This window comes from Arcanobacterium ihumii (assembly GCF_900604515.1).
Taxonomy (GTDB): domain Bacteria; phylum Actinomycetota; class Actinomycetes; order Actinomycetales; family Actinomycetaceae; genus Arcanobacterium_A; species Arcanobacterium_A ihumii.
The window spans coordinates 258047-277567 of the sequence record NZ_UWOS01000003.1 but is presented as its reverse complement, the minus strand read 5'-3'; the positions used below and the strand labels follow the sequence as shown (position 1 = coordinate 277567).

Annotated in this window: 17 protein-coding genes; 11 read left to right on the top strand and 6 right to left on the bottom strand. The window is 49.5% G+C overall.

The genetic code is table 11. The features are described from left to right. Positions 1–37: 37 nt before the first annotated feature. Positions 38–1066, bottom strand: a complete 1029-nt coding sequence (locus EIH22_RS08595; RefSeq protein ID WP_124055391.1) for an endonuclease domain-containing protein — start codon at positions 1064–1066, stop codon at positions 38–40. A 50-nt stretch (positions 1067–1116) separates the two neighbouring features. Between EIH22_RS08595 and EIH22_RS08590 the strand changes: the two genes are divergently transcribed. Then, on the top strand, positions 1117–1884 hold the full coding sequence (locus tag EIH22_RS08590) for an SDR family NAD(P)-dependent oxidoreductase (protein WP_124055390.1): 768 nt from the start codon (positions 1117–1119) through the stop codon (positions 1882–1884). Beyond that, positions 1884–2600 (top strand): TrmH family RNA methyltransferase, encoded by a 717-nt coding sequence (locus tag EIH22_RS08585; RefSeq protein WP_124055462.1) that lies wholly within the window; start codon positions 1884–1886, stop codon positions 2598–2600. Before EIH22_RS08590 ends, EIH22_RS08585 begins: the two co-directional genes overlap by 1 nt. 79 nt (positions 2601–2679) lie before the next feature. Here EIH22_RS08585 and EIH22_RS08580 read toward each other — a convergent pair whose 3' ends face one another. Next, on the bottom strand, positions 2680–2952 hold the full coding sequence (locus tag EIH22_RS08580; protein WP_124055389.1) for a ferredoxin family protein: 273 nt from the start codon (positions 2950–2952) through the stop codon (positions 2680–2682). A gap of 52 nt (positions 2953–3004) precedes the next feature. After that, positions 3005–4363 (bottom strand): FAD-dependent oxidoreductase, encoded by a 1359-nt coding sequence (locus EIH22_RS08575; protein WP_124055388.1) that lies wholly within the window; start codon positions 4361–4363, stop codon positions 3005–3007. A 232-nt stretch (positions 4364–4595) separates the two neighbouring features. Between EIH22_RS08575 and fbaA the strand changes: the two genes are divergently transcribed. Further along, the gene (fbaA, locus tag EIH22_RS08570) at positions 4596–5621 is read left to right on the top strand and encodes a class II fructose-bisphosphate aldolase (RefSeq protein WP_124055387.1); all 1026 of its coding nucleotides are present in this window, start codon (positions 4596–4598) and stop codon (positions 5619–5621) included. 161 nt (positions 5622–5782) lie between these two features. Here fbaA and EIH22_RS08565 read toward each other — a convergent pair whose 3' ends face one another. After that, on the bottom strand, positions 5783–7195 hold the full coding sequence (locus tag EIH22_RS08565; RefSeq protein WP_124055386.1) for an FtsX-like permease family protein: 1413 nt from the start codon (positions 7193–7195) through the stop codon (positions 5783–5785). A gap of 10 nt (positions 7196–7205) precedes the next feature. After that, positions 7206–7949: an ABC transporter ATP-binding protein gene (locus EIH22_RS08560; protein ID WP_124055385.1), complete on the bottom strand. Its 744-nt coding sequence runs from the start codon at positions 7947–7949 to the stop codon at positions 7206–7208. Positions 7950–8075: 126 nt separating this feature from the next. On the opposite strand from EIH22_RS08560, the gene EIH22_RS08555 reads away from it, so the two are divergent. The 3 genes from EIH22_RS08555 to EIH22_RS08545 all read left to right on the top strand — a co-directional run bounded on the left by EIH22_RS08555 (position 8076) and on the right by EIH22_RS08545 (position 11013). Beyond that, entirely contained in the window at positions 8076–8819 is a 744-nt protein-coding gene (locus EIH22_RS08555) for a sensor histidine kinase (RefSeq protein WP_124055384.1), read from the top strand. Further along, the gene (locus tag EIH22_RS08550; protein ID WP_124055383.1) at positions 8816–9568 is read left to right on the top strand and encodes a response regulator transcription factor; all 753 of its coding nucleotides are present in this window, start codon (positions 8816–8818) and stop codon (positions 9566–9568) included. Before EIH22_RS08555 ends, EIH22_RS08550 begins: the two co-directional genes overlap by 4 nt. Before the next feature lie 158 nt (positions 9569–9726). Continuing rightward, entirely contained in the window at positions 9727–11013 is a 1287-nt protein-coding gene (locus EIH22_RS08545) for an adenylosuccinate synthase (RefSeq protein ID WP_124055382.1), read from the top strand. 160 nt (positions 11014–11173) lie between these two features. Here the strand turns inward: EIH22_RS08545 and EIH22_RS08540 are convergent, their stop codons facing one another. Then, the gene (locus tag EIH22_RS08540) at positions 11174–12355 is read right to left on the bottom strand and encodes a hypothetical protein (protein ID WP_124055381.1); all 1182 of its coding nucleotides are present in this window, start codon (positions 12353–12355) and stop codon (positions 11174–11176) included. 354 nt (positions 12356–12709) lie between these two features. Between EIH22_RS08540 and EIH22_RS08535 the strand changes: the two genes are divergently transcribed. The 5 genes from EIH22_RS08535 to EIH22_RS08515 all read left to right on the top strand — a co-directional run bounded on the left by EIH22_RS08535 (position 12710) and on the right by EIH22_RS08515 (position 19505). Continuing rightward, a complete protein-coding gene (locus tag EIH22_RS08535; protein WP_124055380.1) occupies positions 12710–14566 on the top strand; it encodes a phosphoenolpyruvate carboxykinase (GTP) in 1857 nt (618 codons plus the stop codon). A 154-nt stretch (positions 14567–14720) separates the two neighbouring features. Further along, positions 14721–15638: a phosphoribosylaminoimidazolesuccinocarboxamide synthase gene (locus EIH22_RS08530; RefSeq protein ID WP_124055379.1), complete on the top strand. Its 918-nt coding sequence runs from the start codon at positions 14721–14723 to the stop codon at positions 15636–15638. A gap of 129 nt (positions 15639–15767) precedes the next feature. After that, positions 15768–16550 carry a TetR/AcrR family transcriptional regulator gene (locus EIH22_RS08525; protein WP_124055378.1) on the top strand — a complete coding sequence of 261 codons (783 nt, stop codon included), beginning with the start codon at positions 15768–15770 and terminating at the stop codon, positions 16548–16550. A gap of 100 nt (positions 16551–16650) precedes the next feature. After that, complete coding sequence (locus EIH22_RS08520) at positions 16651–19017, top strand: bifunctional metallophosphatase/5'-nucleotidase (protein ID WP_124055377.1); 2367 nt, start codon at positions 16651–16653, stop codon at positions 19015–19017. A 122-nt stretch (positions 19018–19139) separates the two neighbouring features. Then, positions 19140–19505: a sterol carrier family protein gene (locus EIH22_RS08515; protein WP_235001836.1), complete on the top strand. Its 366-nt coding sequence runs from the start codon at positions 19140–19142 to the stop codon at positions 19503–19505. Positions 19506–19521 lie beyond the last annotated feature (16 nt).

Genomic DNA, 19521 nt, shown 5'->3' with positions numbered 1-19521 from the left:
CTACTAACCGGTGCACCATTTGCTATAGCGCCGAAGGTCATGCACGTCTGATATAAGTGAATTTTCGATGGATTCGTGCCTGCAAAGCCTTAGATAGGATACCCTGCGTGTGCTCCCAAGAACTCCAGATTTGTTCGTAGCTTAGTCGTATAACTTTATATCCAAGAGAAAGCGCGGCAAGATCACGTTGACGATCGTAGATGTACCGTTTATATTCGCTGTGATAAGCTGCGCTATCGCATTCAATGATGAGTGACCTGCCAACCAGAATATCCACTCGCCCAATTCCATCTATCTGGACTTGTGATTGGACATGTGTACGTTTTAGGAGGAAAAAGAGTCGCACTCTTGACTCGCTTCCTGATTCGGAAGTGGCACATAGATACTTGCTCAATGCCGCTTTCTTCTGGGTTTGACTTTCGAGGTATCTACGGGAGTTCTCAAGCGAGATCAGACCTTGATTGATAGCAGATTCTAGGATAATAAAACCGGTTTCACGATCGTGAAATTGCAATACTTGTTTAATGCATTCGTCAAGAGAATAAATTGGATCTTGTATTAGACGGCGCACTCTATGTAAGCAAGCGTTATCCCGATACGTTACAGCTGGTCTGGACCGAGATACAGGCAAAACATAATGTATTCCGGTGTTTCTAGGAACCCAGATTCCGAAGAGGCTACAACCAGTAAGACAGCCCACCCTTGCTCCAATATGAATCGCGGCAACTACTCGTGGGTTGGCATTCTTCAACGCAAACCAGTTACGGGCAATTCTGTTGAGTTCTCCAGCGCTGATTGACTTCTTAAGCTGTCGGTCATTGATTATTCCTATCTGTGCGAGGGCAGAACGATTAAAAACTCCAAGAAATTGCGAATCTAAATACATACCGCCATTACAAAGATTTTTCGTATTGTTAGCTAGATTTTCTTTGGTCCTGTCGATAAGCCTTGCAAGAGGCACGCATGTGGGTAACAACTGGTGGTATATCGCAATTCTGTGGATATATATCCGGAAGTTTGCAAAAACACACCACGAAGCATCGCCGTGACCGTCTTGCTGCTCCATCCGGTTCACATCATTACACTGTATGCGCATAACGAGGTACGCTTGTCGTTATGGGAAGAGCACTTATCACAGGAGCGAGCTCGGGTCTGGGACGCGAATTTGCGTGGGCCCTTGCAGCTGAAGGAAATGATCTGGTTCTCGTGGCGCGTGACAGCGATCGCCTCAACAAGCTCGCCGATGAATTGCGTCAAAAAGCTAATGTTGGAGTAGAAGTTCTCCCAGCGGATTTGAACTCCGTTGATGGTGTTGATTCCGTAGCCAAACGTATTCAGGCAGTAAACCAACCCGTCACACTCCTTATTAACAATGCAGGAATGGGATTAGGCCAAGACTTTGTCGGTGGTGACATCACCCGTGAGCTCAACGCAATTAACGTTATGGTCAACGCGGTGCTTGTGCTCACGCACGCCGCTGTGAACACGATGGTTCCGCGCGGTCGCGGAACGATTATCAACGTATCATCGATTACTTCTATGACTGTTCAGGGAACTTATTCTGCACATAAAGCTTGGGTCAAGGTATTTACCGAAGGCGTTGCAACAGATCTCGAGGGCACTGGCGTCAACATTACAGCGGTTCTTCCTGGGCTCATGCACACAGAATTTCATCAGCGAGTCAAAGTTGACGCAGGACAATGGCAAGAATTTATGTTTATGGATCCGCAGTACGTTGCCAATGTTGCGCTTGATGCCGCACGTCGTGGTCAAGTAATCGTTGTACCGACGGCGATGTACAAGGCTACGTACGGTTTACTTAAGTTTGCGCCGCGTACTTTGGTACGTAGGTTTGCTGGTCCGAAGATGTCTGGAAGGCTATGATGACGACGCCATCTCCCGTCACCAAAGACGCTGTCGAACACCTCGACCAAGCTACGAATGCTCCAGAGGTATCGAAAGAAAAACTACGAATTGACCAGAACGACCCTAACTACCAGACGCAGTCTCCAGGCGTCGGGCCGTGGGAGGGTGAGTGGCCGAGCGATCCGAAATTTGATCCCGAACTCCTCGAGAGCGGAGATCGACGCAACGTGGTCGATAAATACCGCTACTGGACACTCGAGGCAATTAAGGAAGATCTCGATACTTCACGATCTGAGCTCCATATTGCGATTGAAAACCTAGAGCATGACCTTAACATCGGCTCAATTGTGCGAACGGGAAACGCTTTTAATGTTGGTGCTGTGCACGTGGTCGGCAAGAAGAAATGGAATCGCCGCGGTGCGATGGTGACAGACCGTTATATGCATGTTCATCATCACCCAGATCCAGCTGATCTATTTGCGTGGGCAGTGGAAAACGGTTATGAAGTTGTTGCCGTAGATAATATGGAAGGCTCAACTCAGATTGAGAAAACCGAGTTGCCACAGCGTTGCTTGCTGGTTTTCGGTCAGGAGTCGAATGGTATTTCGCCCGAATTGCTTGACCGTTGTGAAAAAGCCGTATTTATCCCGCAATTTGGCTCGACTCGTTCGATGAACGTTGCGGCTGCCGCGGCGATTGCAATGCATTGGTGGATTGCTCAGTACCGAGCTTGATTACTTTGCGGTTCGCAAAAATGATCTTGTGTGCCGCGAAGTTGGTTAGCGATGTACTCAACTAACAAAAAGTTTCTGCCTAGCCTTGAAGGAAGCGTACCCCGAAGCCACCGCGCGGATAATGCCAGGTGAGCGTGCCTTCTGGGGTGATCTGCCGGCACGATCCACATTCTAGGCAAGCCGCATATTCTGCGTCGATATCTCCGTTTGCCATACGCGAATACACGTTGGCCGGGCAGACGTTAATAAGTGCGTCACCAATCCCTGCTTCGCGAACGGCTTCTTGATTGACTTCGATATGTCCATATTCATCGTCGAGCTCAAAGTGGGTTTGTGCGAGTCGATTTTCCATCGGTTGTGTCCTTTACGCTTTCGGAAATCTATTTGGTAAGTGACCAGCGCTCTCACAGTGCTCGAATAGCGGCAAGTGCGTCTTTAACGACAGTCTTTACTTTCAAGCCTGATTTTTTAAATACCGACTGAACAACTTTCTTCACTTTCTTCCGGGGCTGAAGGTTGATGTTGTAGAGCTCGTGGAAAATATTGGCGAGGAATGGGCCGTAATCCTTGTAAAGTCGCGGATTTTCTAAGAATGCCGGAGCTCCCTGATAAGTGGACATATCTTTACCAAGCCAAGAATCATTGGCGAAAGCTAGATATAGATTCATGGACTCCAAGGAAAAGTCCTTCTTTTCAAGTGCTTCGCTGGCAGCACGAGCAGCAGAGCGAGCGGATTGCGCGGCCAAGTCCATGCCACGAATAGTCATTCCAGTGTTGAGGGTAAATCCAGCGGCGTCCCCAATGACCATCAGACCAGGCAAGGTTAAATCGTGCTTCGCCATGGCAGGACCGTCTTCGATGGTCATGTGGCAACCATATTCGAGCAGTTTTCCGTCGCGAATATAGGGTGCGACGGCTGGATGTGCTAAGAACGCATCGTGAATTTCGGTTGAGCTTAGCCCCTTGTCAACAAGGTCATCTAGGCGTAGAACCACCCCGATCGAGACGGAATCTTCGTTGGTGTAGATAAAGCCTCCGCCTGCAACACCTTGGGTAGCATCTCCGACGACGGCGAAAGCGACGCCATCTTTAAGCTCAGATTTTGTGGTGTTTGCGTCATCGGCTTTGGTAAGGACTGCTCTACCAAGGTTGAAGCGATCTTCAATAACTGTACTGGGCAGACCGATCACGGATTTTACTCCGACGGCGAGGTGCTTAGATGGCTCTTTCTTACGTAAGCCTACCTCCCGGGCGATAAAGGAGTTAACGCCGTCGGCAGCGATAACGATGTTTGCTCGAAGGTCTTCGTCGCCAGCGCGAATTCCAACTACTTGATCATCCTCGCGAAGTAACGCATCGACTTTGACTCCGGGAAGAACCGTTGCCCCTGCTTCTTCGGCTTGGTCCGCGAGCCATGCGTCGAGTTTGGCACGCAAAACGGTGACGGCATTGACTGGATCTCCCAATCGAGCATCCCAATAGTCAATGTTGACGTGCGACCGAGTGTTAAGGAAAGAAAGAACATTGCGAGTAATTATGCGTTCGATTGGAGCGTCTTTTAGGAAGTTTGGGAAGATTTCTTCCATGACTCGCGAATAAAGAACGCCGCCAGAGAGGTTCTTCGAGCCAGGTGCGTCCCCGCGCTCAATCAGGGCAACTGAGTGGCCAGCGTTTGCCAGTTCGTAGGCGGCAACGCATCCAGCGATGCCGGCACCGATAACAATTACGTCAAAGTCTGGCTCTTGGTTGGTAGGTTGAGTCATTGCAATTCTTTCGTCTCATCGGTAACAACGTTAGCGTATCGGAAAGTCAATGCTTTTTGAATTAGAAGGGAACATTGATGCGCTGCTTGAGGAATCAGGTGGAGTTATGTGTAGCAATACGTTGATATTTAGATGAAGTGCTAGGATCTAGTTAGGGTCTATGTACCTATTACTGAAGCGCTTTAAGTGGAATACTTAAGGTGTTCTCATTCCACTTACGAAGGAGTTTTTCGTGGCAATCGCAACCCCAGAAGTTTATGCAGAAATGCTTGACCGCGCTAAGCGCGAAAAGTTTGCATATCCAGCAATCAACGTAACCTCATCGCAAACCCTTACGGCGGCATTGCAGGGTTTCGCCGAAGCTGAATCCGATGGAATTATCCAGGTATCTGTAGGTGGAGCTGAGTACTGGGCAGGATCAACGATCAAGGACCGCGTTGCTGGTTCGCTCGCTATGGCTGCATATGCACGTGAAGTTGCAAAGAACTACCCAGTTACCGTTGCTCTCCACACCGATCACTGCGCGAAGCAGAACATTGACTCCTGGATTCGTCCAATTATGGAGCTCGAAGCGGAGGAAGTTAAGGCTGGACGTGATCCATTCTTCCAGTCGCACATGTGGGATGGCTCGGCTGTTCCGCTCGACGAAAACCTCGTTATTGCACAAGAGCTTCTTGAGCTTTCCCAGGCTGCTCATACAATCCTCGAAATCGAGATTGGTGTTGTTGGTGGAGAAGAAGACGGCGTAAAGGCAGAAATCAACGAGAAGCTTTACACCACCGCTGAAGATGGCATCAAGACCGTTGAGGCTCTTGGTCTAGGCGAGAAGGGCCGTTACATCACCGCTCTTACCTTTGGAAACGTTCACGGTGTTTACAAGCCAGGTGCAGTTAAGCTCCGTCCAGAGATCCTCGGTGAGATCCAGGAGGCAGTAGGTGCGAAGTTCAACGCCGGCGATCGTCCATTCGATCTCGTTATGCATGGTGGTTCCGGTTCAACCGCAGAAGAAATTGCAACTGCAGTTGCTAACGGCGTTATCAAGATGAATGTTGACACTGACACCCAGTATGCATTCTCCCGTCCAGTTGCTGATTGGATGTTCAAGAACTACGACGGCGTTCTGAAGATTGACGGCGAAGTTGGAAACAAGAAGCAGTACGATCCACGCGCTTGGGGCAAGGTTGCTGAAGCTGGTATGGCTGCACGTGTTCTTGAAGCATGTGAGCGCCTCGGCTCGGTGGGAACTAAGCTTAAGTAATTTTGGATTCAGAACCTAGTGTTTCTCACTGGTTTTTAAGATTGGGGATCATGTAATCGGTTCTTGATTTTGCCCAAAATAAGCAAGGGGAGGGCTTCATTCATATGAATGAAGCCCTCCCCTTGCTTTTCCATTTTAAGAGTCTCTTATCAGGGAATCGATTAGTCGTTTCGGCGGTGGTGGGTCTTTACCAACGCATTTTGAATCGGTGCGGTGAAAACAACGGACAAGATACTTGCCAGTAGACCGATTCCGAGGAGCGCAGACATCAGTGCGATGTTGTGTGCCGGTGGGCGAACTCCATTGAGTAGTCCAGGGGAAATACCCAGACCGGTAGCGATAACAAGCATCAAAAGCATTGGTGCAATCACCTGAATCAGCCGGGCTTTGGTAAGTGTTCCAAGTGGCATTCCTAGATGTACAAGTGCCTGAGTTTCGTCTTTGCGATCGATTACATCTGATGCCTGGTGAATCAAGGTAGAGATACAACTGATAATCAAGGCGATGCCGAAAGCAATGATTGTTCCTTGGATGATGTCCTCCAACATAACCTGTTGGGTTAAAAGCTGAATCTGTTGTTCACGGGTTTTATTTGGTCGTCCTTCGAATGAGAAGCTAACGTTGAACACCACGAATGAAACCATCAACGCCATTAGTGATACTGCGGCAACGTTTCGCCACGTCGTCTTCGGATTATCGATAATTCGGCGAGCTGCGATGAGCTGGGCTGTGCGTCCTGTTCGGGTTAGAGGACGCGCCAGCGTCTGGATGAAGAACGGGCCAGCCAGTGAGGTTCCTCCGAAGAATGCAAGAATCACTATTGCCATGGACAGATATTGGGTGGTTGAAGCATCGAGAGGAGAGAATCTTGAGGTAGCGAAGACAATTACTCCGAAGCCAATAACAAGGATTACTACGCGCCAAATTTTCACCGATGCAGCAGCCTCTCGTTTAGCAACTCCGAGTGGAGAAATTGACACCTTACGCAGTCCAAAGATTGATGCAAGCATGGCGAGAACCGATATAAGGAAGAAGATTCCAACAAATCCCCACCATGGAAGCATCATTTCGGTGGGTAGTACCCGAAGACTTTGAAAGCTAAGTTTTTGCCAGAAGGGGATAGAGATGAAGTAAAGAATGACGCCAAGGAAATATCCGATAGTGGATAAAACAAGAGTTTCAAAAATCGTCATTAAGGTGACCTGCCCTGCCGTCATACCAATTAAACGAATTGATGCGAGTCTGTGAGAGCGTCCGTTGGCCCCGAGTTGAGTGGCGGCGATTCCGAGCGATAGAAGGGGGAAGATAAGGAGAGAAAGCGCAAGTACTGAAAGACCAACGTAGATGGCTCCTATACCTTCGAAAACTTCAGGGTCGACGTCGTAGATTAGGGACAGATCAACTCCTACGGTGTCTTGACGCTGGATGAACATCCATACGCCGGCAAAGGTTGTGATAGTTAGCCACGATGAAACCGTGAAGGCGAGTAGCATCATGGCATCAAGGAAGCCGGCGTTTTTTGAGGACTTGAGGCGTGCTCGGGAGAGCGAAAGAGCGATGCTTAAGGTGTTCATGAAGCTCTCCTCAGCGGTTTTCAGGAGTACTGATGGAGCGATCTGTGTGGATCAATCCATCCCGAATTTCGATGAGCCGACGGCACCAACCAGCTACCTTAACATCGTGGGTGATGACGACGAGCGTCATGCCGCGTTTGGCGCAGGTGCTGGTCAATACCTGCATGGTTTCATGCCCGGTAGCTTGGTCAAGTGCGCCGGTTGGTTCGTCGGCAAAAACCACGTCAGGTTCGTGAACTAGTGCACGGGCAATAGCAACTCGTTGTGCTTGACCGCCGGACATTTGACCGGGGCGCTTTTTGGCCTGGTCTCCTACACCCATTCGAGTCAGCCATTCTTCTGCCTGAGCAATTGCCTTATTTCGGGAAGCTCCATTGAGAAGGAGGGGAAGTGCAACGTTTTCGCGTGCAGTGAGTTCGGGAACGAGTTGACCATCTTGGAAAACGAAACCGAAATGCGTACGTCGTAAACGTGAGCGGTCGGCGTCGGACAATGACGTGAGCTCATCGCCACCGAGCCGAACCGATCCTGAATCGGGTAAAAGGATTCCCGAAAGGACGTGGAGAAGAGTTGATTTACCCGATCCGGATGGGCCCATGATGGCAACGATTTCACCGGAATTGATTGTTACGTCGATACCGGCGAGTGCATGGACGTCTCCGTATGCCTTAACGACGGCATTTGTTTCGAGTAGGGCTGGCGCGGTTTTTGATTGATAGATATTTGCTTGTGTATGTATTGCGTTTGTGCTCATATCAGTAATTAAACCTACCGTGACGTGCCAAGGAAATGGTGCTCAATCCCGACTTTACGGTAGAGCTAGCTCTACCTTCTAGCTGATTGGGGCTGGTAGCCTTTTCTGAGGAGAGAGGAGGTTGCCATGAAGTGGCGAAAAAAGAGGCGTGTAAATGCTCATGCTCTGGCTTCGCAGATTGAAGAATTGTCACGTTCGCGGCGTGAAATTGTTGATGCTTTCGAGATCGAACGCCGACGAATTGAACGTGATCTGCACGATGGAGCGCAGCAATATATCGTGGCGTCTGGAATGGCGATCGGTGAAGCTCAACTAGTCCTCGATAGCACTACGAATCTCCCACCTGAGTTGGCTGATCTGCCTGGTATTTTGGAGCGTGCAAAAAATTCCTCGCAATTGGGTTTGAAAGCTCTGCGTGCGACTGTGAATGGTATTCATCCAAAAATTCTTAGCGATCGCGGCCTAGAGGCAGCGGTTCGTGACGTAGCGGAACGAACTCCAGTTCCAGTCAATGTGGTTGTGCCGCATCCTCTCCCAAGGCTACCAGAAGGCGTAATTGCGGCAGCCTATTTTTTGGTGACGGAAGCCCTCACAAATGTGGCTAAGCATGAACCTGAAGCCGAGGCAAGTGTGTTACTTACCGTGAGTGATTCGCTCCGTATCTCGGTGGTAGACACAGGTCGGGGTGGGGCAAAAATTGTTGAAGGCGGCGGGCTAGCAGGTTTGCGTGAACGCCTCGCTGCTTTTGGCGGAACCCTCGAAGTATCCTCCCCGAGTGAAGGTCCAACGACGGTTTCTGCTTCATTACCATTACTTTTGTTTCGTGGAGAATCTGGAATCAACACGTCTGAGATGGGGTTCGTCGAATGAAAATTTTCCTTGCTGACGATGCTGCCTTGATCCGTGAAGGGCTTGCAGGAATTTTAGACCGCAGTGGGCATGAAGTTGTGGGAACTGCTACTACTGCTCCGGAAATGTTGGAGCGAGTTCGTGAGCTACTAATGGATCCTCAGAGTTCTGGCATAGACGTTCTCATCACCGATGTGAGAATGCCACCGACCTTAACCGATGATGGTTTGCGCGCCACCGTCGACCTTCGTGAAGAACTTCCTGAGCTGTCGGTACTGGTGCTTTCCCAGTATGTTGCACCGTCGTACGCGAGCGCTCTGTTCGCGCCAGAAGGTCAAGCAGTATCTGGATTTGGAGGTTTTGGGGAGATGACACCGATGGGTGGTGACCATATCCGCTCAAAAGTTTCCTATAAGACTGGTGGACTTGGATATTTGCTTAAGGATCGAATCTCGGACGTTGCGGACTTTATGCGTTCGCTTGGAATCATTGCAGCTGGAGGTATTGTTATCGATCCGGAGGTTGCGGCTGGACTAATTCGAGGAAAAGGGAGTGCACTTGATGCTCTTACTGCGAGGGAGCGTGAGGTGCTTGAGTTGATGGCACAGGGGATGTCAAATTCGCAAATTGCAGACTATCTTTTCCTTTCTCATGCGGCGGTATCGAAGCATGTTGCCAATGTATTTCTCAAACTTGGATTGCATCCAGGAGAGGAAAATCGGCGCGTTAGAGCTGTTCTCACCTATTTAACCGCAGCTGGAATTTCGTAATTTGATATTCAACCTCTCACATTGTGAAAGAATATTTCTTTTCATTTTTTGGATCGGTAGCATTACTTAGTAAAGCGTGCTGTGGAAGAAATCCGCCCAAGTAGCGTTTTACGACTAAGCTTATTGCTAATCAGTGAACGTGAAGGACGTGAAGGCAGATGCCAGCAGTAATTATTGTGGGTGCTCAATGGGGCGACGAAGGTAAAGGTAAGGCTTCGGATCAGCTTGGTACCCAAGTCGACTATGTTGTTAAGTACAACGGTGGCAATAATGCGGGTCATACCGTCGTCGTTAATGGGGAAAAGTTCGCATTGCACCTGTTGCCGGCAGGTATCCTAACGGCGGGTTGTACCCCTGTCATTGGTAACGGTGTTGTGGTTGACCTTGAAGTGCTGTTCTCTGAGATCGAAGAGCTCAATGCGCGTGGAATCGATACCTCCAAGCTTCGTATTTCGAATAATGCTCACATCATTCCTTCGTATAACAAAACCATGGATGCGATGAATGAGCGCATGCTTGGAAAGCGTAAGTTGGGAACCACTGGTCGTGGTATTGGACCAACCTATGCAGATAAAATGAATCGAATCGGTTTGCGCATCCAGGATCTCTATGATCCGTCGATTCTTCGTCAGAAGGTTGAAGGTGCCCTTGACCAGAAGAATGGTTTACTTGAGAAGGTTTACGGCGAAGAAGGTTTTGACGTTGATGCTGTAACCGACGAGTTGCTATCTTACGCGGATCGTGTGAAGCCAATGCTTATGAACGTTACTGCTGAGCTGAACCACGCACTTGACCGCGGTGAAACACTCGTTTTTGAGGGTGGCCAGGCAGTTATGCTTGACATCGATCATGGTACCTATCCATTCGTTACGTCTTCGTCGTGTACTGCTGCTGGTGCTTGTACCGGTTCGGGTGTTGGACCACGTCGAATCGACCGCGTTGTAGGTGTTGCGAAAGCCTACATCACCCGTGTTGGTGAAGGCCCGTTCCCAACCGAACTCCACGATGAGTGGGGAGAGCGTTTGCGTGAAGTTGGTGGTGAATATGGTACGACGACGGGTCGCCCTCGCCGTTGTGGCTGGTATGACGCTGTCGTGGCACGTTACGCCAGCCAAGTTAACTCGCTGACCGATATCGTTTTAACGAAGCTTGATGTACTTACCGGTATCGAGCAGATTCCGGTTTGTGTTGCATACGAGGTAGATGGTGTGCGGGTTGAAGATCTGCCGGATTCTCAGACGGCTATGCATCACGCTAAGCCAATTTATGAGTACTTCCCAGGTTGGACCGAAGATATTTCGCAGTGCCAGACGTTTGAAGAGCTTCCAGCGGCTGCGCAAGACTATGTGAAGAAGCTAGAAGAGCTTTCTGGTTGTCGAATTTCTTCAATCGGTGTTGGTCCGGACCGTGATCAGACGATTGTGCGAGTGCCACTTCTCGACTGATCTATGGGTGGGAATAGCGAAGTGCTTAATTGAAGGGCTGGTGGGCGAACATCTGGAAAGATGTTCGCCCACCAGCCCTTCTTCAATCCTCACTCGGGTTTTGGGTGGGGTGGCGAAGACGGTGCCACCCCACCCAAAAGCGAGCGTTACTTCAAATTAGTCACTGTTGTGGACCTGGATTTTGCGAACCCTCATCAAGATCGTGTGATTCTGAAGTCTGCGGTCCAGGATTTTGCGACCCGTCGTTGTGATCCTGAGGTGCATTTTCAAGACCTGCTCCTCCTTGTGGGAAGGATTGAGGTGCTGATGAATAGGTTTGATAGGTTTGAGTTTGTGGTTGTTTGCCTGTGTATGGAGGCTGTACAGGCGGTACCGACATCGGCTGAGTTGGTGCAGGTGCTTCCGCGTAAGAGAATCGTGAGTTATTCTGCGATGGCATTGATGGGTTGCTCGAATATGGCTGTTGCGTTGCTTGATAATATGGCTGCTGCATGTAAGGGGCTTGCCCATTTGCATTTTGATCGTATGGCTGCTGACCGTAAGGTGCCTGTCCGAATGGTGCTTGTCCATTCATTCCATATCCCTGAGCAGGGTTGTTGTTAGGTTTCTTGCGGGTTAGGAAGAATACTCCCACCCCGATAAGGCCGAGCAGGATCAAGCCGCCAAGGATCCATGGTACGGGATTTGATTCGTTGTCAGACACTTCGGTATCGGTGTCTTTTGCGGGTTCAGTGTCAGCGCTTTCAGACTTTGAATCAGACGCCTTTTCCTCTGCATTGGCGGTATCTCCAACCTTGGCACCGGCGCGCTTCATTCCTTCGACCGTGATTTGGCTTCCAAGGACGGAAGGATCTGTGTAAGAAGCGGTATTTCCGTTGATTGTGGCACCGTCTGCGCGAACGATGTCACCAGGCATCTGAATATTGAGAGCGAAATTAACACCAAGCTGTTTGAACGTTTCAAGATCTTCGGAGTTGAAGGCGGGATCCTGAGTGTCTCCTAATTTTACAATGAAAGTGTTTTCGGTTTCGGTTAAGATATCACTTCCTGGAGCGGAAACGTTGAATGAGCATTCAAGTGTATTGCCCGATGAGGAATCTTGAACTTGAACCATTGCGGATTCAAATTTGGATAGTTCCATCTCTTTCTTGATGTCCTCGCACTTGATTCCAGATCCAGTGGCCATTCCAGAATCATCCTTGAAGTGAGCTGTAAAGTTAATTTTCCCCGATTCTTCAACCACCATAGAGTTAGTGGATTCGCATGCTGCGAGGAAAAGCGTGGCGGGTAATAGCAGTGCAGCTATTTTAAATCTGCGTGATTTTTGTGCGGAGCGAGACATGGATTTTCTCCCTTGGATTGATCTCCGTATTTTAATTTCAAAATCAATTATATCTGAATAAAAAACCGTACCAAACATGTATCCGAACTTGTTTTAAATACAAAAGAAGTCGAATACTAAAATGGGACTGTTTACCTTGCCGGCGTAGTGACCCAAGCTGGGTTTGTTCCACTCACAAGTGGAGAATTTGCTGTAAACCCCCGAGAATATAAGGGAAGTATCCGTGCAGGTGTTTGGCTTTTTGCCAGCGGTAATCGCGAGCCGATAGTCCCACCAAAACGGCGGTACTTCAGTGAATAATGGTTATTGGAAGTAATCCAGTACAACATCGCCGAATCTCTAGGAGGAAATGCGATGACAGACAAGACCTACACAGTTGACGAAGTACGCGAAGGTGCACCTTCCATCGCTCCAGCTGATCTCATTGAATGGGTTGCTAAGGTTGCAAACCTCACCCAGCCAGCGAAGATCGAATGGGCCGATGGTTCCCAAGAAGAATGGGATCGTCTCACAACGCTTATGGTTAACAGCGGAATGTTTACCCGTCTGAACCCTGAGAAGCGTCCGAACTCTTTCTTGGCTCGTTCCCTTCCATCTGACGTTGCTCGTGTTGAGTCGCGCACCTACATCTGTTCCGAAAAGGAAGAAGATGCCGGTCCAACCAACAACTGGGCAGATCCTAAAGAAATGAAGGAAACCCTCATCGGCGAAAACGGTGTATTCCGTGGTGCAATGGCTGGTCGCACGATGTACGTTGTTCCATTCTCAATGGGTCCACTCGGCGGTCCTATTTCACAGCTCGGTGTTGAGCTCACAGACTCCCCATATGTTGTTGTAAACATGCGCATCATGACTCGTATGGGTGCAGAAGCACTGAAACTTATTGGTGAAGGCGGCGCTTGGGTTCCAGCAGTACACTCAGTTGGTAAACCACTTGCTGAAGGCGAAACTGATGTTGCATGGCCATGCAACGATGAAAAATACATCACCCATTTCCCGGAGACCAACGAAATCTGGTCCTTCGGTTCTGGTTACGGCGGGAACGCTCTTCTCGGAAAGAAGTGCTTCGCTCTACGTATTGCTTCGACGATGGCTCGCCGTGACGGCTGGATGGCTGAGCACATGCTTATCCTTCGCCTAACCGATGAGAAGACGAACAAGCAGTACCACGTAACTGCAGCATTCCCATCAGCTTGTGGCAAGACGAACCTCGCCATGCTCCAACCAACCATCGATGGCTACAAGGTCGAGACGGTTGGAGACGATATCGCTTGGATGCGTCCAGGCCCAGATGGACGTCTTTACGCAATTAACCCAGAAGCAGGCTTCTTCGGTGTTGCACCGGGTACCTCTTATGACACCAACCCAATGGCAATGGAGTCCATGAAGGAAAACGTTATTTTCACTAACGTTGCATTGACCGACGACGGTGACGTTTGGTGGGAAGGTATCGACGCCGAACAGCCAGAACACCTCATTGACTGGCAAGGTAATGACTTCTCGAAGGCTGATACAGAAGCTGGCAAGAAGGCGGCACATCCTAACTCACGTTTCACTGCTCCAGCAGCTCAGTGCCCGATTGTTTGCCCAGATTGGGAAGCACCGTCTGGTGTTCCAATCGACGCAATCCTTTTCGGCGGACGTCGTGCAACCAACGTTCCACTCGTTGCTGAGTCCTTCGACCAGACCCACGGTGTATTTGTTGGTGCAACCGTTGCATCGGAGCAGACTGCTGCAGCAGAAGGTTCAGTTGGCTCCCTCCGTCACGATCCATTCGCAATGCTCCCATTCTGTGGCTACAACATGGCTGATTACTGGGGTCACTGGCTCGAGATGGGCGAGAAGCTCGGCGACAAGTTCCCGAAGATCTTCCAGGTTAACTGGTTCCGCAAGGATGAGAATGGCAAGTTCATGTGGCCAGGATATGGCGACAACGCTCGCGTTCTTGATTGGGTAGTTCGTCGTTGCGCCGGCGAAGTAGATGCTATTGAAGGCATGACCGGACGTTACCCGAAGTTCGAAGACTTCAACGTTGAGGGTCTTGACCTCTCCGCTCAGGATTGGGCAAAGCTCTACGCCACCGATCCTGAAGCTTGGGCAACAGAAGCAGAGGATTCAGCGAAGTACTTCGAGCAGTTCGGAGATAAGCTTCCTGAAGCAATCTCAGCAGAGCTCGATAAGCTTCGTGCTCGCATCGAAGATGCTAAGTGAGCTGAACTAGTTCGGTAGCTTTTAGGTGGGCTGGAGTGACAACTCCAGCCCACCTTTCTATCAGCTTTAGAGCAACGAACCCTGATTTGCTCTATCGCTTCTTGCTCAATATCAGTACGCTTGCACTAGCAGCTTCAATGTAGAGGAGGCAGGAATGGAAAATTCATCGATGGGAATTCCGTTTATCCCAGGATGGTCGCACACCTATAGTGGTAAAGTGCGAGACCTTTTCGTGCCAACTGGTGCTGATTCAATGTTTGGAATGGAAACCATCATGATGGTTTCTTCTGATCGCATTAGCGCCTTTGACTTTGTTTTGCCCTCGATTATCCCCGATAAAGGAAAGTTTTTGACATACCTTTCCCAATGGTGGTTTAAGGAGCTCGCGCATGTAGTACCCAATCATTTGGTGGAGTGTGCGGTTCCTGCTGAGGTACAGGGACGCGCTGTAATTGCACACAGGTTGAAAATGTTTCCGGTTGAGTGCACCGTTAAAGGATTCTTGGCTGGCGCTAGCTGGGCAGAGTACCTTGAAACGGGAGCAGTAGCAGGGCAGAAACTTCCCGCTGGTATTTCAGAGTCTGAAGAACTCGTCGAACCAATCTTCGTCCCCTCAACTAAGGCAAGCCGCGGAAGTCACGATGAAAATATCAGTTTCGCTGATGTTATCGAAATCGTTGGAAAGAACTATGCTGAAGTGATGCGTGAGCGCTCTTTGGCAATCTATGCCGAGGCGAAAAAGGTTTCCCACGAGAAAGGCTTAATTCTAGCTGACACTAAACTTGAGTTTGGGTTGCCGTTTGATAACGGGGAAGACGACGTTGTCTTAGGGGATGAACTACTTACCCCCGATTCTTCGCGGTTTTGGTATGAAACCCAATACGAACCAGGAAAGCCACAGCCGTCTTTTGATAAGCAATTGGTGCGTGACTGGGTGATATCCCAAGAAACTGAGTGGACGCCGTTGTCCTTCGAATTGCCTCCACAGTTGCCACGTGAGATTGTCCAGCGGACTCGCGATGCGTATCTCAAGGTTGTTACGACGCTCACCGGTACAAATGGATTAAAATAACAGACAAAGATCACGCACAGATTTTTCTTATTACCTGCATTTCAGTGCTATGTTTAAATAGATCACTTGTGATTATAAAATATCAGACAAGGTCATTTTGACCTGCAACATCACTCAACGGGGAGACGGATGTCTACAAATATTCGACAGGCTGCTGAGAAGCAAGATGGTCGCGCGCTACGGTGGGTTCGCCATCGTGAAGAGCGGACGCGGAAATTTGTGGAGATTACTTGTGATGTAGTGCGTAAATACGGCTATCAGGTATCAATGGATCAGATTGCTGAGTATGCGAAGACTTCCAAATCTATCCTGTACCGCTATTTCCCGGACAAGGTGAGCCTTCAGTACACCGTAGGTGCATACATCGTTGGAGACTTGGTCGAGCAGATTAAAGCAGCAATGGTTGAGGAATCCTCACCGGAAATGATGATTAAGTCCGCAATCGACGTCTACCTTGACTTCATGATACGTGATCTTGATCTTTACATTTTTGTGCGTATTGGTGATTTAGAGGGCGAACCTGGTACCTCAAAGCTACTGAACTTCGATGAAGTATTTTTAGCGACTGCGGTTGGCACCGCGGTTGACGATCAACTCGATCATGTTCACGGGTCTCGCCTAGGAGCAAACGTTCCTGAGGGGGCTGGAAAGATCAACTTCGGTGCTGGTGAAGAGGGTGATCGGATGCAGAAGCTCGTGCGGAGCCATATTGGTTCGGTAGCGCTCGTCTCGGTAATTCGTGCTGTAGCTGAATCTTGGCTCTTCTCCAAGCGTATTTTGGATCGTCCACAGGATTATCCAGGATTCGAACTCGATGAGGCTGATCGTTTGGTTGCGCAGATGAGTCGCGATGAAATCAAGGACTATATCTACGCATGCGTCGACGGCGGACTGCTCGGAAACTTTCGATAGCATTAACGTTCGTTGAACTTTTTTTGATTTTCCCCACACTGTAGATACTGATCACGTATTATAAAACTGCACGTGATTACGTATTTCAAAGGGGAACAATGTGAAATCAACGCAACATACCTCCTTCGCTACGAAGGCGATGGGGGCGGTTTCCGCGCTAACTCTCGGAATGCTCGGACTTTCCACCGGGATTTCTTACGCGGCAACTGGTGATATAACAATTGATCTAGCAGTGATCTCTGACTTCCATGGTCAGATCGATAAGGCTGCTGCACTCGATTATCAGATTGACGCTATGCGCACTGCAAACCCAAATACTCGATTCGTCTCGGTTGGCGATTCAGTAGGTGGTTCGGCATACGTTTCGTCGATCGATAACGACACTCCTACGCTCAACATTCTTAAAGCAATGCAGCTTTCAGTGACGGCGGCAGGAAACCACGAATTCGACAAAGGCTACCAAGACCTTGTTACTAGAATTAAGCCCGCATTGGGAATCCCAATTCTTTCGGCAAATCTCCAAGGTGCTAAGGACTTAGAGCCGTACTACATTGAGGAAATCAGCGGTGTCAAGGTTGCCTATGTTGGCACCGTGACTGATGAAATGCCAACTTTGGTTTCGGCAAGCGCAATTCAAGGTCTAACGTTTTCTGATCCGGTAGCAGCCACGAACGCAGTTGCTGCCCAGCTTAAAGACGGTGACACCACAAACGGTGAAGCGGACGTCGTCGTCGCGCTTATCCACAAGGATATTGCTGCAGCTAACCAACTTGGCTCGCAGGTCGATATTGCTTTCGCTGGACATTCGCATATTTCGCAAACCGGTAAGACGGCATCGAACGCACCAACCTGCCAAACAGTGAATGCCGGTGGCGATTTTGCAAAGGGCCAGATCATTGTTAGCGCAGATCATAGGACGGTTACTGCGAGTTGCTCCTTGGCGCCGATCAACGTTGCTGACGGTGAGAGCGCCGATATTAAGAGCCTCTACGAAGCAGCTAAGGCAAAATCAGACGTTCTTGGTGCTGAGAAGGTAGGCAATCTGGCTAACGATGCCTTCCGTGGTGCTGCTCCAAGTGCTGACCCTACCAAGCCTGAAGATATTGGTATTGGTGGAAATCGCGGTACCGAATCTTCGGCTGGAAACTTGCTCGCTGAAGCTTTCTACCAGTACTCGAAGAATTTCGGGAAGCCAGCTCAGCTAGGAATTATGAATCCAGGTGGTGTTCGCGCGGACCTTGCTGCTGGCGAGATCACCAAGGGTGAGTCGTACACGGTACAGCCATTTGGTAACGTTTTTGGAACGAAGGATCTAACCGGCGCTCAGCTCTATACTCTGCTCGAGCAACAGTGGAGGACGGATCCTAAGGCTTCGCACCCAACGCTTCGCCTTGGTTTGTCTTCCAACGTCAAGTATGTTTACGATCCAGTGGCGCCGGTAGGCTCCAAGGTTACTGAACTTTACGTCGACGGCGCTCCGGTTGCGAAGGATGCTACCAAGAAGTACACCTTAGCTTCAAACACCTTCTTGCTTGAGGGTGGGGACGGATTCGCGGTTCTTAAAGAAGGTACCGGTTTTGTCGACACCGGAATGAAGGATAACGATGCCTTCAATGCCTTTTTAAAGGACTACAATGCCAAAAAGGGTGATTACAAGGTTGATTACTCGCAGCGCTCCTTTGGAATTACCCTTCCTGCGCAGATAGTTGCTGGTAAGCACGCAAAAATCACGGTTTCTTCTCTTTCAATGACTGCTACTGAGCCAAAGGCGACAGAAGCCCTAGTGTCGATCGAAGGTGTTGGAACCCAAAAGGTAACCTTGGACAACAAAATTACCGCGAAACAAGACGAAACCGGTAAGGGCGAAGCTTTGATTGATGTTCCAGCAAGCACACCAGCCGGAAACTACACGTTAAAGGTTTCGGCAAAGCTTCCAGATGGAACTCTTTCTGAAGTTACGAAGCCGATCGTGATCAAGGCTGCTACGCCTGCTCCACCGGTTGTATCTGGTCCGATTTTTGCTGATGATGCAGCAGTGAAGGCGCATCTTGATGCGACCGGATTGAAGATTGATACAATCGCAGCTCTTCCTGGACAGACGATTAACCTTACATTCAAGGGATTGCCAGCACAGGCAAAAGCTGATGTGTACTTCTATTCAGCTGCAAAGCTAATCGCAACTAATACGGTTGCAATGGATGGTACCCTTTCGGTTTCATACACACTGCCGATGGATATTGCTACCGGTATCCACTATGCAGTTGCGCAAACTCCTGATCGTACCTTCCGCATTGTCCGAGTTCAGGTGGGTGAAGTGCCTACAACTGTAACGGCTCCTGGCGTAGCAACCACTCCAGGCCTTGCTAAGACGGGTTCACAGAGCGAAGCTCTCATCGGATGGTCGGTAGCTTTGGTGCTTGGCGGTCTAGCTTTGACCGGTGTGGTAAGTCGCCGCCGCAAGAACTAGTACTAATCACAAAGCTGGCTTTGTAGTTTACTAGCTGCTAAGAAGCCAGATATGGGGAGGGCTCGACTAAGTCGAGCCCTACCTTGTTTGCACCGGAAAGTCAGCTAGATAGAATGATAATGATGAAACGCAAAATAGACATAGCGAAAGGGCAGGCAGCCCTGTGTGCATATGTAGAGAGCTTTGGCTCGGGTGAAGCATTTGAGGTAGCAACTATTAATGATGCCGTGCGCTACACTCTGGAAGAATTTGCTGATCGTTATCCAGGTAGGAGCGTTGAAATCCGAGTCCCTTGGATCGGTGCAATCCAAGCGATTGAAGGACCGAGCCATAAACGTGGAACGCCTCCGAACGTCGTCGAACTTGATGGAAAAACCTGGCTGAACCTTGTTCTAACAGGGGAAACCGGGGGAGGGAACGTCAGCTCTTCAGGCTCGCGTGCGGACCTTAGTAGTTACTTTCCGCTTCCGAATGTGCTGGGGCTATAAAACCGGTAGTGTTTAA

Excerpts from the sequence above, each read along its gene's own strand:
- EIH22_RS08530 (WP_124055379.1), top strand. The coding sequence starts at position 14,721 with ATGGAAAATTCATCGATGGGAATTCCGTTTATCCCAGGATGGTCGCAC.
- EIH22_RS08575 (WP_124055388.1), bottom strand. The coding sequence starts at position 4,363 with ATGACTCAACCTACCAACCAAGAGCCAGACTTTGACGTAATTGTTATC.
- EIH22_RS08545 (WP_124055382.1), top strand. The coding sequence starts at position 9,727 with ATGCCAGCAGTAATTATTGTGGGTGCTCAATGGGGCGACGAAGGTAAA.
- EIH22_RS08580 (WP_124055389.1), bottom strand. The coding sequence starts at position 2,952 with ATGGAAAATCGACTCGCACAAACCCACTTTGAGCTCGACGATGAATAT.
- EIH22_RS08555 (WP_124055384.1), top strand. The coding sequence starts at position 8,076 with ATGAAGTGGCGAAAAAAGAGGCGTGTAAATGCTCATGCTCTGGCTTCG.
- EIH22_RS08560 (WP_124055385.1), bottom strand. The coding sequence starts at position 7,949 with ATGAGCACAAACGCAATACATACACAAGCAAATATCTATCAATCAAAA.
- EIH22_RS08565 (WP_124055386.1), bottom strand. The coding sequence starts at position 7,195 with ATGAACACCTTAAGCATCGCTCTTTCGCTCTCCCGAGCACGCCTCAAG.
- EIH22_RS08585 (WP_124055462.1), top strand. The coding sequence starts at position 1,884 with ATGACGACGCCATCTCCCGTCACCAAAGACGCTGTCGAACACCTCGAC.
- EIH22_RS08515 (WP_235001836.1), top strand. The coding sequence starts at position 19,140 with ATGAAACGCAAAATAGACATAGCGAAAGGGCAGGCAGCCCTGTGTGCA.
- EIH22_RS08550 (WP_124055383.1), top strand. The coding sequence starts at position 8,816 with ATGAAAATTTTCCTTGCTGACGATGCTGCCTTGATCCGTGAAGGGCTT.
- EIH22_RS08595 (WP_124055391.1), bottom strand. The coding sequence starts at position 1,066 with ATGGAGCAGCAAGACGGTCACGGCGATGCTTCGTGGTGTGTTTTTGCA.
- EIH22_RS08590 (WP_124055390.1), top strand. The coding sequence starts at position 1,117 with ATGGGAAGAGCACTTATCACAGGAGCGAGCTCGGGTCTGGGACGCGAA.
- EIH22_RS08540 (WP_124055381.1), bottom strand. The coding sequence starts at position 12,355 with ATGTCTCGCTCCGCACAAAAATCACGCAGATTTAAAATAGCTGCACTG.
- EIH22_RS08525 (WP_124055378.1), top strand. The coding sequence starts at position 15,768 with ATGTCTACAAATATTCGACAGGCTGCTGAGAAGCAAGATGGTCGCGCG.
- EIH22_RS08535 (WP_124055380.1), top strand. The coding sequence starts at position 12,710 with ATGACAGACAAGACCTACACAGTTGACGAAGTACGCGAAGGTGCACCT.